This window comes from Trinickia symbiotica (genome assembly GCF_003028655.1).
In the GTDB taxonomy this organism is placed as follows: domain Bacteria; phylum Pseudomonadota; class Gammaproteobacteria; order Burkholderiales; family Burkholderiaceae; genus Trinickia; species Trinickia symbiotica_A.
The window spans coordinates 138660-153485 of sequence record NZ_PYUC01000008.1; the positions used below are offsets into that span (position 1 = coordinate 138660).

Consider the following 14826-nt stretch of genomic DNA (forward strand, 5'->3'; position numbering starts at 1 on the left):
GAAAGATCAAAAAAATCGAATCGGAACAAAGGGTGCGACGGGCGTGCCTGCGCAACGGGCGAATCAGGCGAAGACAAGCCGAGCCGCGCCCTGGCGTCCCGGGAAACGCGGCGTATTTTACTTTGTTCGACGTGAGGAGCAATTCGGCTCAACGGTCAGGTGGCCCGGCCCCGACTCTCGTCGCGCCGCTCGTTTGGCGCTCATTTGCGCTTCGCCTCCAGCTCCTCCCATCGCTCGAGCGCAGCCATGAGCTCGTCGTCGATGGCGGCATAGCGTTCGGTCAGCCGGGCGCCCTCGCGCGCGTCCTTCGCGAAGATGGAGCCGTCCTCGAGCTGCACGCCGATCGCCTTTTGCTCGGCCTCGAGCGCCGCGATCTTCTCGGGCAGCGCTTCCAGCTCGCGCTGTTCCTTGTAAGAGAGCTTCGCGGCGCGTTGAGTGGCGCGGCCCGCCGCGGCCTCTTGCGATTGCGCCGCGCGCGGCGGCGGCGCCGAAGGCGCGCGCGCCGCGGCCGCCTCCTCCGCGAGCCGGGTCGCGCGCTCGTGCTGCGTCTGCCAATCCGTGAAGCCGCCGACGTATTCGCGCCACCGCCCACCGCCTTCCGATGCGATGACCGAAGTCACGACGTTGTCGAGGAACGCCCGATCATGGCTGACGAGCAGCACCGTCCCGTCGTAATCGCCGAGCAATTCCTCGAGCAGCTCGAGCGTCGGGATGTCGAGATCGTTCGTCGGCTCGTCGAGCACGAGCACGTTCGCGGGACGCGCGAAGAGCCGCGCGAGCAGCAGGCGATTGCGCTCGCCGCCCGAAAGCGACTTCACCGGCGAACGCGCGCGCTCCGGCGCGAACAGGAAATCGCCAAGATAGCTCATGACGTGCTTGCGCGCGCCGTTGATCTCGATCCAGTCGCTGCCGGGGCTGATCGTGTCGGCGAGACTCTTTTCCTGATCAAGCTGCGCGCGCATCTGATCGAAGTAGGCCACTTGCAGATTCGTTCCGACGCGCACCGTGCCCTCGTCGGGTGCGACCTCGCCGAGGATCAGCTTGAGCAGCGTCGTCTTGCCGGCGCCGTTGGGACCGACGAAGCCGATCTTGTCGCCGCGCATCACCGTCGTCGAAAAGCGATCGACGATCGTGCGCGCGCCGTAGCGCTTCGTCACGTCGACGAGCTCCGCGACGATCTTGCCCGAGCGCTCGCCCTGCCCCACGTCGAGCTTCACGTTGCCTTGCACGTTGCGCCGCTCGGCGCGCTCCCGACGCATCTGGACGAGCCGCGCGATGCGTCCGACGCTGCGCGTGCGGCGTGCCTCGACGCCCTTTCGGATCCACACCTCCTCTTGCGCGAGCAGCTTGTCGAACTTCTCGTTCTCGACTCGCTCGACCTCGAGCTGCTGCGCCTTGCGCGTCTGATAGGCGGAGAAATTTCCCGGATACGACAGGAGATTGCCGCGATCGAGCTCGACGATGCGCGTCGCGACGCGATCGAGAAACGCGCGATCGTGCGTGATGAAAAAGAGTCCCGCGCGCGCCCCGACGAGCAGATCCTCGAGCCAGCGAATGCCATCGAAGTCGAGATGATTGGTCGGCTCGTCGAGCAGCAGCACGTCAGGATCGACGACGAGCGCACGAGCGAGTGCGACACGCTTTTGCATGCCGCCCGATAACGCGCCGACGCGCGCGTCGCCATCGAGGCTCAACTGCGCGAGCGTCGTTGCCACGCGCGTGCGCCAGTTCCATGCGTTCGTGACGTCGAGCCTCGACTGCAATGCATTCATGCGCGCGAGCAGTGTGTCGTGCGCGGCGCCCTCGGGCGTGGCCGCGAGCTCGTGGGCAACTGCATCGTATTCATCGAGCGCCGTGCGCGCTTCATCGAGCCCGGCCGCCACTGCGTCGAAGACAGTCATGTCAGGGGCGAACTCCGGCTCCTGCGGCACATAGACGGTCGAAAGATTCTGCTGGCGTGAGACGAGCCCATCGTCGGGCTGCATGAGGCCCGCGACGATCTTCAGAAGCGACGATTTGCCGGCGCCGTTGCGGCCGATGAGCCCGACGCGTTCCCCCGCCTCGAGCGAGAAATCGGCGTGGTCGAGAAGCGCGACGTGCCCGAAGGCGAGCTGGGCATCGGCGATGGAATAAAGCGACATGGAAAAGCGCTGCCTGAAAAAATCCGAAAGCCCGATTGTACGGCTAGACGGAATGGCGCTTCGGCACCGACGCTCGGGTAAAATGGCGCGCCGCGTTCGCCGCGCGATCGGTCGTCAAGGACGTTGAGCATCAGTCCGGGAGATTCCCGGCCGGCATGAAAGCGCTCGACGCAGTCGAAGCTGCGACGATTGGACCGATCGAGAATACGGCTCGAAGACGCTATCGTATCGATTTTCGGGATAGAGAAAGGTGGTTTGCTGTGAGTGATGTAGTCGAGTACAAGAGTTGGGTTTGCCTGATCTGCGGCTGGATTTACAACGAAGAGGAAGGGCTTCCCGATGAAGGCATCGCGCCGGGCACGCGTTTCGCCGACATCCCCGACGACTGGCGCTGCCCGCTTTGTGACGTGAGCAAGAGCGAATTCAGCGTCGTCGAGTTTTGAGCGCGTCCGGCGCGCGGTGGGCGCCCGGGCAAACATAATGGATGTCCGGCGTGGCGCGGATGCCCCGGGCAAGCGTTTGCGGCATGTTTGCTATACTCTGGCCGCATCGGCACATTCAAGCGGCGCCACGCGCCCTATCCGGCCCTCTCCCCGTAGTTCAATGGATAGAACAAGCGCCTCCTAAGCGCTAGATACAGGTTCGATTCCTGTCGGGGGGACCAAAGAAAGTCCCAGCCGCCGGCGAGGCAAGGCAAACGCCCCCGTGCTCGTCAGGGTGCCCGCAGTTCGTCACTCTTGGCGCTTCCCATCATCGCCCGCCTTCCGTCTCATATTCGGGTCGATGCCGTTCTCCCGAAGAATCTTTCGAAGGCGCGCGACTTCGAACCATAGAGCTGCAACCATGACCGTATTAACGATCGAGTAAAAGCGGTCGCTCCCGAGCCAATGCGTGAAAAACCATGCCGAACCGACAAAGACCAGCCCGGTTAGCAACAGCAACCCGCGGTCGATCAACCATTTCATCGTTTCGCCCCAGATGGTGCGGTTGCACGAACACGATACACGGCCCGCCACGGCAACGGCTTGAATACTTCTGGGTGGTGGGCAAGCAAGAGGGTGATCGATGCAGGCAGCGGCAAGCCGACACTCATCAGCTTCTGATGTAAGCGCGCCGATGCGGCCGCACCCGACTTGCACGCGTAGGCCTCGTCTGTTGCGACGAGCAAGCTGCCAAGTACGGCACCGAGGTAGTAGGAGACGTAGTAGGCTCTGCGACAGAAAGGATTTCGGTTAGCTTCCCAGCACCGATCAGTTCACGAATCGTCACCTTCATTCCGAACGATTTCACAAAGCCAGTTAGCACAGTGATCGTCCCGAGCGCTTTCTCCTGTGTCGCGAACAGACCGGTCGGCACTTGCAGGCCGAGCGCTTCCATATTGGCTTTGAATGCGGGATAAAACCCCGCCGCACAGTTTTGTGCCCATATGCTCTCTCTCATGTTTTTATCTGACACCCGCTGACATTCTTTACTGCAGGCGGGCGATAGGATACCACCGGACTGACTAGCGAAATTAGAGCATCGAAAGCCAGCAAAAGTCCAAGCGCTCATTGGTTCGACGGCAGCGTTTGCTGGCCGTGCTGAAACGCTGAAATCACCGTTTGCATGAGAGCGAGGTTGGACGACTGGTTTGCGTGGTACGCAGCCATGACCATGCCGGCTACCGAGACAATGATCGTCAGTGTCGCCGCCCACAAGTTCGCCTTCAACGTCGAGGCGCTCTGAGCCGCCGAGGTCGCTTGCTCGGCGAGGTATTCGATTCGCTTGTCGCGCTCCGCGAGCCGCTTCTCCCGCTCCTCGTCCCGCTTATCGCGCTCCTCGAACATGAAGTTCAGCCGCTCCTCGTGCTCGGCCAGCCGTAGGTCACGCTCATTGGCTCGAGCGATAAAAGCGGCGACCTGGCCCTCGATATTGGCGACCCTGGCATCCATCCGCGCCTCGATCGTCTCGAGGCGAGCATCAAGTTCTTCTCGTGAAAGCACGCTCATCAACCCGTATATCCGATATGACCAGCGGGGATTCCCGCGAGCGACCCTTGGTCGCTCAGCGAGAGACTCTACGAAGTCGCAATCGCAGAAGTACGACCCGGGACATCGCTAGGACGAAGGGAAATTCGCCGCACCGGTGATAGCGGTCCCCCTGCGCCCGGCCAATGCGGATCGGCGCAGCCCCGCTTTCGCCCTTAGGCATCGCCGGGCGGCGGATGCCCCGGATCGACCCAGTAGACGGCCTCGGGCGGCTCGACGGCCTTAATGTCGAGATTGACGACCACAGGTTCCTTGTCGCTTCGCACAATCACGCATTCGAGCGGCTCGCTCGGATCGGCATTGATCTCCTGATGCGGCACATAGGGCGGCACGTAGATGAAGTCGCCCGGCCCCGCCTCGGCGACGAATTCCAACTGCTCGCCCCAGCGCATGCGCGCTTTGCCGCGCACGACATAGATGACGCTTTCGACATGCCCGTGATGATGGGCACCGGTCTTCGCGCTCGGTTCGATCGTGACGGTCCCCGCCCAGATCTTCTCGGCGCCGACGCGCGCGTAATTGACCGCCGCGGCCCGGTTCATGCCGGGAGTCTGCGGAACGTTCGTATCCAGTTGATTGCCCGAGATGACGCGAACGCCATGTTCACGCCAATCGTGCGACGAAAGCGATTGAGACATGGACAGTCTCCCGGTCTAGCAATTTGCGGGCGCAACCCCAAACCACCAGGATAGCCGCTGCCCGCGGCCAAATCGAGCCCGGATAGGTCACCCGCGGTTACGACTCCGCTTCCGCAACCGCGCCGGTCGCCCTCGCCCGGTATGCGAACGTCAGCGAGAGCAGCACCGCGGCGAGCAGGAACCCGGACAGGGCGAAAAACGAGCCGCCGTACCCGTGCGTCTCCTCCTTGAGCCAGCCGACGATGTACGGTCCGAAAAAGCCGGATGAGTTGCCGATCGACAGGATCAGCCCGAATCCGCCGGCGGCCGCGCGCCCCGTCAGGAACGTCGACGGTACCGCCCAAAAGGTGGCGAGGAACCCGAACCCGCCGATCAGCGCGACGGTCAGGCCGGCCATCACCCACTTGGGATCGGTGAGAACGCTGCTGGCAGCAAGCGCGGCGGCCCCGACGAGGCACGTGGCGACCACGTGCCCGACCCGCTTGCCGGTGCGATCCGAGCTGCGGGCCCAGAGCACCATACCCACCGCGCTGACGAAATTCGGTACCGCGCTGACGAAGCCGACGGTGACGGTATCGAGACCGAACGACTTCAGGATCTGCGGCATCCAGTAATAGACGCCATTGAGGCCGATCAACCCGGTGAGGTAAGTGAGCGACAGCACGACGACACGAAAATCGGACAGCGATTGCCCGAGCGTCATATGCCCGGCTCGTTCGATCTCCGCGCGCTCGACGCGCAGCTCGGACTCGATCCAGGCCTTCTCGCCGGCATCGAGCCAGCCCGCCTTCGAAGGCGAATCGATCAGCGTGCGCAAGCAAAGCGCGCCGAGACCCAGCGCCGGGATTCCTTCGAGCATGAATAGCCACTGCCAATGTTTCAGGCCCCCGACTCCGGCGAGCGACAAGATCGCGCCGGAGAGCGGCCCGCCGATCACGGCGGCGAGCGGAACGCCGAGCAGGAACGTCGCGATCGCCTTGGCGCGCCATCGGGACGGAAACCAATGGGCAAGGTAGATGAAGACGGCCGGCGAGAAGCCCCCCTCGGCAACGCCGAGCAGAAAGCGCGCGGCCATCAGCTCCGCGGGCGTGCGAGCGAACGCGCACACCATCGTCATGAACCCCCACGCGATCATGATGCAGGCAAGCCATACTCGCGCGCCGAATCGCTGCAGCGCAAGGTTGCTGGGAATCTCCGAGATGCAGTAGCCGAAGAAGAACGCACCGACGATCCAGCCGAATCCCGTCGGCGTCACGCCGAGATCGCGGTTCATCGTGAGCGCGGCAAAGCTCACGTTGGTTCGGTCGATGTAATTGACGAGAAAGCAGAAACAAAGGAAGGGCAGGATGCGCCACGCGATCTTCGCCATCGTGCGCTGTTGCAACGCGTGGTCCGCGACGGTCTGCTCCGATATCGCGCTCATGAATCGTCTCCTCGCTTGTCGTATGTTGTCTGTCTTGCCGAAGCCGGCTGGCCCGGTCAGGCCGGGTCCGGCTCGCCCGAAACGAACGGGATGGCGTCCTCCACCGTTTCCCAGATGAAGCGCCCCGACGGAGATTGCCGCTCTTCGACCACGTGCGATACGAGGCCGGCCGCGCGCGAAATGACGGCGAATCCGCGCATGACCTCCGTGGCTACGCCGATTTCGCCGAGCAGTGCGGCAACGGCACCCGTCGCGTTGATCGTGATCGGCCGCCCGAAGGTGGCGTCGATCTCGCGCGAAAGCAGCATCAGCGTCTCGATATGCGCTCCCGCGAGCTCGGGCTCCGCACGAGCAACATCGAGCAGCTTGTAGGCGCGCGGATCGACAGGCTTGTGCAAGTGATGGCCGAATCCCGGAATGGCCTTGCGACCTTGCACGTACTCCCGCGCGATCGCCGACGCTTCCGCTCGCGCATCGTCCGCATCGCGGATCCGGTCGATGAGGCGCGAACAGTTCTCCATCGTACCGACGAACTGGCTGCCGACCGCCAGCAACCCTGCCGCCACGGCACCCTGGAGATTTTCCGGGGCGCTCATGTAGACGAGGCGTGTCGAGATGGAGCTCGGCGTGAGTCCATGCTCCATCAGCACGACGAGCGCCATGTCGGCGATCCGTACATCCACGGGACGAATGGGACGGCCGAGAATTTGCCGCAACAGGACCTCGGTGAAGGTCTTCTTCCCGATCAACTCTTCGACGAGATCGGCTTCGCCGTATTGGAGCGAAGTCAGCGTATGCGTGCAAAGCCGCGTGACGGGCCCTTGACGTTCGGTCTTGATTTCAGGCTTCATAGGTTTGGTGAGACCTCACATGTCTTCAAGCTTTCGCATTGACGGGGCGGCCGCCGGACAGCACGTGGTCTCGTACAGCGTTCTTCGCCACCTTGCCCACGGAGGACCGCGGCAAATCGTCGAAAAAGTGAATGCGCTTCGGTGTATGAACGGCGCCGAGCTTTTCTCGCACGAACGAAGTCAACTCGGCTTCGGTGGCGGACCTGCCAGGACGCAACTGGACGGCAGCCTGGACGGCTTCGCCCCAGACGTCGTCCGGCACGCCGAACACCGTGCACTCGAACACGCTCGGATGTTGACCCAGCGCGTTTTCGACGTCGATCGGATAAACGTTGAACCCGCCTGTGATGATCACGTCGCGGATTCTATCTTTCAGATAGAGGAAGCCGGCTTCGTCGATATACCCGCGATCGCCCGTGTGCAACCAGCCGTCGATCAACGTTTCGGCCGTCTTTTCGGGCAGTCTCCAATATCCGGTCATCAGCAAGTCGCCGCGCGCGACGACCTCGCCGATTTCGCCCGGCGGCAAGCGCTTGCCGTCGGCCGACATGATCGCCACCTCGGAGAACCAGGTCGCCGCGCCGACGGACGACCAGCGCGCCGGATCGGCGAAATCTTCGGGACGCATCGCCGTCAGGATCTGAGGCGCTTCGGTCTGCCCGTAATGCGTCGCGAGGACGGGGCCGAAAAACGCGCGCGTCTCACGGATCTTTTCGGCGGGCATCGGCGCGCCGCCGTAAATCAGCAATCGCAGATGAGGAAAGTCGTGGCGTGAAACGCCCGATAAGCCCATCAGCTTGTAAATCAGCGTCGGCGGCATGAAAGAGAGGGTGCCGCCGCCGTCGCGGAACGCCTCGCGAACGCCGGGCGCACCCGCTTGTGACGGAATGACGAGACACCCGCCCTGCGCGAGAATCGGGAGAACGTACGTCGAGGTGCCGTGCGTAATCGGCGCCGCAACGACATAACGATCGTGCTCGGTGAGCCGCCACGTCTGGATCTGGTTGGCCACATTGGCCATCCAGGCACGATAGGGCTGCATCACGCCCTTGGGAATGCCGGTCGTGCCGCCCGTGAACTTGATGGCCTGCGTCGCCCTGTCGGGCAATAGATCGAAGGTGCGCGGCGCCGCTCCGTCATGCGCCGCGGTCAGCCTGCTCAACGATACGCGTGGCCCGAGCGGCGACGCGCCCGCGCCAGCGCCTTCGCCGGCCTCTTGGCGCTGCTCGTCGCAGTGGATCCGATATCCGGATGCGCCCGCGACCAGATGCTCCGACGCCGCGTCGGTCACGACGATGGTCGGCTCGGTCGTATCGAGGATTCTGCGAATCTCCGGTTGCGTGCTGCGCGGGTTGAGCGGCACCCACACCTTGCCGCTCGCTAGCGTCGCAAGCAGCGCCACCAGGTGCGCCTTGCCGTTGCCCGCGCAGATCCCGACGCGGCTTTGCGGCGCCGGATCGATGGCCTGATAGGCCACGGCGAGCGCGGCGACGGGAAATCGAATCGTCCGTCAAGCGGACGTTTTGGGGGCATGATATGCGATTCGCCGACTAGTGTTTTCCCTGCTTGTGACTCCATTCGGCATCTGCAATGGTGGGCCGCCATTTCACGACGACTTCTCTCATGCAAACAAGCGCTGCCGATTCAACCGTTCGCCTGACGGGCGTTTTGGACGACAACAAAAGCGGGGGGTTGCGCGCGCTCCGTCGCGGCCTCGACGTACTCGCCTCCATCATCGAAGCCGGTAGCGCGGGCCTGCGCGTGGCCGAGATAGGGCGCCGCTGCCAATTGGAGCGGGCAACGGTCTATCGCATCCTGGCAACGCTCGTCGAGGCGGACTACGTCGAAATCAGCGGCCGCTATCGATATGTGGCGGGAGAAGCCATACGCCGGTGGCGCGCCGACAATGTGCTCACGCAATCGATCATTGCTAAACGGCTCGAGCCCGTGCTCGAGCATGTCAGCGCCGAGAGCGGAGACGCCGCATTCGCCGTGGTTCGCGAAGGACGGATGTCGTCATGCATCGCGCGCCGAATCGGCAGCTACCCGGTGCAGATCCTCGCCGTGGACGTCGGGACGCGCCAGCCGCTCGGCGTCGGCGCCGCGGGCCTTGCGTTGCTCGCCGCATTGCCCGACGACGAGGCGCAAGCGGTGATCGCCCAACATGGCGACGCCCTGTCGAGCTACGGCGGGCTCAACAGCGAGACGTTGCGTCTGCTCGTCAAGGCAGCGCGCGAGCGCGGCTGGTCCGTGATAGGCAATCATGCGGCCAAGGGCGCGCTCGGCGTGGGCGTCGCGGTATGCGATCGCCGGGGCTATCCGATCGCGGCGATCAGCGTGGCGGCGCCTACCGAGCGGATGTCGCGCCAAAGGCAGGCATTCATCGTCGATGCCATTCGATCCGCGCTTCGGTCATCGGTCGTCGAAAAGCAAGGCTGAACCGACACGCCGCCGACGCGCGCTTCGCGCGCTGCCCGCCCTCGCAGGCGATCTTCTATCGTCGCCGAATGGCGCAATCAGTGTTTCTCCGCCTGCGCAGCCACCCAGTCCATCGCGGCGAAAAGAAGCCCCGACACCACGAACGTCACGTGCAGGATCACGAGCCAGCGGATGCGCGCTTCGTCCATCACGGCACCGGGCTCGGTCAGTTTCATGAACGCACGCAGCAGCGAGATCGCCGAAATGGCGACGATCGAGCCGATCAGCTTCATCTTGAGGCCCGAGAAATCGAGCGTGCCCATCCAATCGGGGCGATCCTCGCTCGTTCCCGTATCGATCTTGGAGACGAAGTTCTCGTAGCCGGAGAACATCACGATCACGACGAGGTTGCCCGCCAATGAAAGATCGATGAGCGTCAAGACGGCGAGAATGATTTCTTCCGGGCCCGTCGAAAGAAGATTCGGCAGGACGTGAGCGAGATCGCCGACGAATGCCACGAGCAGCATCACGAGCGACAGCACGAGGCCGATATAAAACGGCGCCAGCAGCCAGCGCGATTTGAACAGGATGCGTTCCAGCAGGATTTCGAGGGCTTTTCTTTGATGCATGTTATGCGGCTCATTCCGGTTGCGTTGGCGAGAGTTTATCCGCTTCAACCGGGTCCGTAGTACAGGTTCTGGGGGTGCCTCGCCTCGGCAAAGAAAAACCACCGCTCCGCCAAGAGCCCCGCATATTGGACGATGAACGCCGCGGCAAGCGCACCGGCCGCGGCGTGCGCGGCCAGTTCCGCCCCGATCGCCGTCAGCGTGAACGGCACCGCGAACGCGCCCGAGAGGAAGCCCCATTTGACCCATTGCAACGTGCGCGCGGAACGGCCATGAAAGAACTCGCGCGTGTTGAACGATCGTGCCGTGAAACCGCGCGATTTCTGCACGAGATTCGGACCGGCGATTCCCGTTGCACTCGCGAGCGTCGACTTGGGCACGAGCCGCGCGTTGCGCGCGAGCATCGCGACGCGGCCCGCGCATCCGGCCGCCGTGAGGACGCTCGCGCTCGTCGCGAGGACGCTTGCCACTGAAGGGGCGAGCCACGCCGCGCACGCGGCGCAGAGCGTGGCGCCCGATGCGCAGCCGAGCAGCACGAAGTTCACGAGCGTGAGCGGGCTCGCCCACTCCTGCAGGAACCGCAAGCACGCGTAAATCATCGCGGTACAGACGAAGAGCGCCGTACCGACGAGAACACCCAGAATCCCGATCGCAAGCGTGTAGCGCGAGTGCGCGAGGTGAGCGAGGCCATAGAGGAAGGCGCAGCCGAGAAACGCAGGCAAGCACAGGCATTCGCGCGAGAGCCACGATGTGCGCCACATCGCGACGGCACGCCAGGCCCTCTCGGGATGACCGAGGTGAAAAAACGACGCCGCAAGACCCAATACGCCGAGCGCGCACGCCAGCGCGGCCCCGCCGACGTAAAAGCGCGACGCCGCCGCGGCCGCCGTCCGCCATCCGAATTCCCCGGCGAGCTCGACGGCAACGAGCATCATCAGCAAGCCCTGCGCCGCGCCGATGAGCGTGGTCAGAAACACGACGGAAAACGCGGGCTTCATCGCGCCCCCTCCATGGCTTCTCGCCGGTCGTGCGTCGAACTTTCGCTCGTTTGCGAGCGGCATGCGCAGGCCTCGCTCGCGCAACCGGCCTCACCTGTCTTCGAGCGCGGCAAATAGTGGTTCGAAGGCCGCGTGCCCCATTCAGGCATCAACTGATAGCCGCCACGTTCGTGAATCGTCCGCGAAACCTCCGACTCGGGATCGTGAATGTCGCCGAAAAGCCGTGCCGACGTCGGGCATGCGAGCACGCAAGCCGGTTTGCGGTCGCGCTCGGAGAGCGCCTCGTTATGAATACGATCGGCGCACAGCGTGCATTTCGTCATTTCCTTGCGTGCTTCGTCGATCTCCCGCGCGCCGTAGGGGCAAGCCCACGCGCAGTACTTGCAACCGATGCACTTGTCGTAATCGACGAGCACGAGCCCGTCTTCCTTGCGCTTGTAGCTTGCGCCCGTCGGACAGACTGGCACGCATGGCGGCTCCTCGCAATGAAGACACGACTTCGGAAAGTGAATCGTCTCCGCGTGCGGAAAGACGCCTGACTCGTACGTCTGCACGCGATTGAAGAACGTGCCTGACGGATCGGCATCGTAAGGATGAACATCCGCGAGACTGCCCGCCTCCCCCGAGGTATTCCATTCCTTGCAGCTCGTCACACATGCCTGGCATCCGACGCATACGTTCAAGTCGATCACGAGTGCCAACTGCGTCATTTGTCCTTCCTCGATTCGTTATGCGGCGCCCGTTCGCCATCCTCGCGGCGTCGCTCGCCGCTTGCCTCGAGCTGCGCCGCGAATCGGCCGCGTCCGGCGCAATAGGCCTGCACGAGGCGGCGCACCGGCCCGAGAGAGCCGGGCAACGCCTGCATCGGCGCGAACCGCGGCAACGTGCAATCGGCGTCGCGCTCGGCCGGATAGACACGCACGCGCACGTCGAACCATCCTGCCTGTCCCGTGATGGGATCGGAGTTCGACATCCGTTCGTTCGGCCAACCGGCGCCCGGCAATTCGTCGGTGATGAGATGGTTCAGCAAAAAGCCGCGGCGCGCCTCGTTCGCATCGGCCGCGAGCCCCCAGGCGCCGGCGGCCTTGCCGATCGCATTCCAAGTCCAGACGGTTCCGGGCTCGACGGTCTCACTGTGGCGTGCGATGCATCGCACGCGGCCCCATTGCGATTCGACGTAGATCCAGGCCCCGTCTTCGATGCCGTTCTCGCGGGCCGTGCTCGAGTTCACAAAGAGCGCGTTTTCGCCGTGAATCTGGCGCAGCCACGCATTTTGCGAATCCCATGAGTGATACATCGCCATCGGCCTCTGTGTCACGGCGGCCAGCGGATATCGCGTGCCGTCGGTCGCGGCCTGTTCGAGCGGCGGGTACCAGAACGGCAGCGGATCGAAATAGCGTTCGATGCGTTCGCGCAGATGCTCGGGCGGTTTCCGCCCCTGCGTCCTGCCTTGCGCCGCGAGCCGGAATTTCTGCATCACGTCGGAATAGAGCTGAATGACGATCGGCTCATTGACCCTGCGAAATCCTTTTTCGACCGCCCACTTCAAGTAAGGGCCGTTGCAGTTGCGCATGTATTGCATCGTTTCCGGCAACCGGTAATGGAAGACGCAATCGTGGGCAGCGTATTCGTCCCATTGACGCGGGTTGGGCGCGCCGACGAGCGCCTTGTCGCCCTCGTGGCCGCGCCAGCCGCTCAACAAGCCGATACCCGAGCCCGGCGCCGTCTCGTAGTTGACGACAAAATCGGGGTAGCCGCGAAACTTGCGGCGGCCGTCCGCCGTCGCGAACGATGGAAGCTTCAGCCGGCTCGCGAGTTCGATGAGAACATCCTGGAACGGTTTGCATTCGCCCGTGGGCGGCAGAACCGGCACGCGCACGGAATCGACGGGACCGTCGAACTCGGAGATCGGCCTGTCGAGCAGCGACATCGCATCGTGCCGTTCGAGGTAGGTCGTGTCGGGCAGGATCAGATCCGCAAAGGCCGTCATCTCGGACTGGAACGCATCGCAAACGACGATGAACGGAATCTTGTAGCGGCCGTCCGCATGCTTGTCGACGAGCATTTTGCGCACTTCGACCGTATTCATCGACGAATTCCACGCGAGGTTCGCCATGAAGATCAGCAACGTGTCGATCGGATACGGGTCGCCGCGCCACGCGTTCGTGATGACACTGTGCATGAGCCCATGCACGGCGAGCGGGTACTCCCACGAAAACGCATGATCGATGCGCGCGGGGCGCCCCTCGTCGTCGACGAACAGGTCCTCGGGCGAGGCGGGCCAGCCTAGCGGCCCCCTCGAAAGGGGCGTGTTCGCCCGCACTGCCTCCGGGTCGTTCGGCGGCTTCGCCGAAGGGGGCGTCGCGCGTGGAAACGGCGACTTATGGCGAAACCCGCCGGGTCGATCGATCGTGCCGAGCAACGACATCAGCACGGCCAGCGCACGAATCGTCTGAAAGCCGTTCGAATGCGCGGCCAATCCGCGCATCGCATGAAACGCGATCGGATTGCCCGTGACCGTCTCGTGCGTCCGCCCCCAGGCATCGGTCCAGCGAATCGGCAGGACGATTCTGTGGCGATCGGCGACGTCGGCCATTTCGCGTGCCAGACGACGAATCGTATCGGCCGCGATGCCCGTTATCGCGGCGGCCCACTCGGGCGTGCACGGCGCGACGCGCTCGCGCAGCAACTCGAATGCCGGCGCGACGGGCGTGCCGTCCTCCAGCGCGTAGCGGCCGCTCAGCGCGGGCCTCGCGGCCGGGCTGTGGCGCGGCACGGCGCGCTGCGTTACCCGGTCCCACCAGAGACGGTTGCGCGGTTGGCAAGGGTTGCCCTCGTCCGTTTCGTCACCGTCGACGAAGAGACCGAACGTGTCGCGCGACGCGTCGAGCTCGACGAGCTCGGCCGCGTTCGTGTAGTCGCTCACGAACTCACGATCGTAAGTCTCCATTCGGATCAGCTCATGCACGAGCGCCATCAGCAGCGCGCCATCGGTGCCGGGACGGATCGGCACCCACTCGTCGGCAATCGCGGCATAGCCGGTGCGAATCGGATTGATCGCAACGAAGCGGCCGCCCGCACGCTTGAACTTCGAGATCGCGATCTTGAGCGGATTCGAATGATGATCCTCGGCGGTGCCGATCATGAAGAAAAGCTTCGCCCGCTCGAGATCCGGGCCGCCGAATTCCCAGAACGAGCCGCCGATCGTATAGATCATCCCGGCCGCCATGTTGACCGAGCAGAACCCGCCATGCGCCGCATAGTTAGGTGTGCCGAACTCCTTCGCGAAGAGACCAGTCAGCGCCTGCATCTGGTCGCGGCCCGTAAACAGCGCGAAACGCTTCGGATCGGTGGCGCGCAGATGCGCAAGCCGGGCTTCGAGCGTCGCGAGCGCCGCCTCCCACGAAACGGGCTCGAACGAAGCGCTGCCGCGCTCGGCGTCCGGCTTGCGCATGAGGGGCCTCGTGAGGCGCGCCGGCGAGTATTGCTTCATGATGCCCGACGCGCCCTTCGCGCAGATGACGCCTTGATTCAGCGGATGATCCGGATTGCCGTCGATATAGCGCACTTCGCCGTCGCGAAGATGAACGCGGACGCCGCAGCGGCAGGCGCACATGTAGCAGGTCGTCGTCTTGACCTCGAGCCTCTCGTTGCGCGTGCGCTGCCGGCGATCCATCGGGCACTCCCTTGGTGCGATTCACGGC

13 protein-coding genes and 1 tRNA gene are annotated in these 14826 nt (G+C 64.0%); 3 read left to right on the forward strand and 11 right to left on the reverse strand.

Annotated elements, in window-relative coordinates; all coding sequences use genetic code 11:
• Positions 1–200: 200 nt before the first annotated feature.
• Positions 201–2141 (reverse strand): ATP-binding cassette domain-containing protein, encoded by a 1941-nt coding sequence (locus C9I57_RS17155; protein ID WP_107151850.1) that lies wholly within the window; start codon positions 2139–2141, stop codon positions 201–203.
• Positions 2142–2401: 260 nt separating this feature from the next.
• Here C9I57_RS17155 and C9I57_RS33275 point away from each other — a divergent pair, with 260 nt between their 5' ends.
• Together C9I57_RS33275 and C9I57_RS17165 are read left to right on the forward strand one after the other, a co-directional pair.
• Entirely contained in the window at positions 2402–2584 is a 183-nt protein-coding gene (locus C9I57_RS33275; protein WP_258187689.1) for a rubredoxin, read from the forward strand.
• Between the two features lie 146 nt (positions 2585–2730).
• Positions 2731–2805 (forward strand) — tRNA-Arg (locus tag C9I57_RS17165).
• Between the two features lie 67 nt (positions 2806–2872).
• Here C9I57_RS17165 and C9I57_RS17170 read toward each other — a convergent pair.
• The 6 genes from C9I57_RS17170 to C9I57_RS17200 all read right to left on the reverse strand — a co-directional run bounded on the left by C9I57_RS17170 (position 2873) and on the right by C9I57_RS17200 (position 8584).
• Positions 2873–3106: a hypothetical protein gene (locus tag C9I57_RS17170; RefSeq protein ID WP_107151852.1), complete on the reverse strand. Its 234-nt coding sequence runs from the start codon at positions 3104–3106 to the stop codon at positions 2873–2875.
• A gap of 582 nt (positions 3107–3688) precedes the next feature.
• Positions 3689–4072, reverse strand: coding sequence for a hypothetical protein (locus tag C9I57_RS17180; RefSeq protein WP_107151853.1), 384 nt, complete (start codon positions 4070–4072; stop codon positions 3689–3691).
• A 251-nt stretch (positions 4073–4323) separates the two neighbouring features.
• The gene (locus C9I57_RS17185; RefSeq protein ID WP_107151854.1) at positions 4324–4806 is read right to left on the reverse strand and encodes a cupin domain-containing protein; all 483 of its coding nucleotides are present in this window, start codon (positions 4804–4806) and stop codon (positions 4324–4326) included.
• A 97-nt stretch (positions 4807–4903) separates the two neighbouring features.
• Positions 4904–6229, reverse strand: a complete 1326-nt coding sequence (locus C9I57_RS17190; RefSeq protein ID WP_107151855.1) for an MFS transporter — start codon at positions 6227–6229, stop codon at positions 4904–4906.
• Between the two features lie 56 nt (positions 6230–6285).
• Positions 6286–7080 (reverse strand): citryl-CoA lyase, encoded by a 795-nt coding sequence (locus C9I57_RS17195; protein ID WP_107151856.1) that lies wholly within the window; start codon positions 7078–7080, stop codon positions 6286–6288.
• Positions 7081–7105: 25 nt separating this feature from the next.
• Positions 7106–8584, reverse strand: a complete 1479-nt coding sequence (locus C9I57_RS17200) for a class I adenylate-forming enzyme family protein (RefSeq protein WP_440130219.1) — start codon at positions 8582–8584, stop codon at positions 7106–7108.
• A gap of 119 nt (positions 8585–8703) precedes the next feature.
• On the opposite strand from C9I57_RS17200, the gene C9I57_RS17205 reads away from it, so the two are divergent.
• Positions 8704–9519, forward strand: a complete 816-nt coding sequence (locus C9I57_RS17205; RefSeq protein WP_107152059.1) for an IclR family transcriptional regulator — start codon at positions 8704–8706, stop codon at positions 9517–9519.
• A gap of 77 nt (positions 9520–9596) precedes the next feature.
• On the opposite strand, the gene C9I57_RS17210 is transcribed toward C9I57_RS17205, so the two are convergent.
• The 4 genes from C9I57_RS17210 to C9I57_RS17225 are packed head-to-tail and all read right to left on the reverse strand — an operon-like array spanning position 9597 to position 14798.
• The gene (locus C9I57_RS17210) at positions 9597–10127 is read right to left on the reverse strand and encodes a TIGR00645 family protein (RefSeq protein WP_107151857.1); all 531 of its coding nucleotides are present in this window, start codon (positions 10125–10127) and stop codon (positions 9597–9599) included.
• Between the two features lie 44 nt (positions 10128–10171).
• Positions 10172–11122, reverse strand: a complete 951-nt coding sequence (locus tag C9I57_RS17215) for a dimethyl sulfoxide reductase anchor subunit family protein (protein WP_107151858.1) — start codon at positions 11120–11122, stop codon at positions 10172–10174.
• Positions 11119–11832: a 4Fe-4S dicluster domain-containing protein gene (locus C9I57_RS17220; protein ID WP_107151859.1), complete on the reverse strand. Its 714-nt coding sequence runs from the start codon at positions 11830–11832 to the stop codon at positions 11119–11121. Before C9I57_RS17220 ends, C9I57_RS17215 begins: the two co-directional genes overlap by 4 nt.
• Positions 11829–14798 carry a molybdopterin oxidoreductase family protein gene (locus C9I57_RS17225; RefSeq protein ID WP_107151860.1) on the reverse strand — a complete coding sequence of 990 codons (2970 nt, stop codon included), beginning with the start codon at positions 14796–14798 and terminating at the stop codon, positions 11829–11831. The genes C9I57_RS17220 and C9I57_RS17225 overlap by 4 nt, the downstream gene beginning before the upstream one ends.
• Positions 14799–14826: the final 28 nt, after the last annotated feature.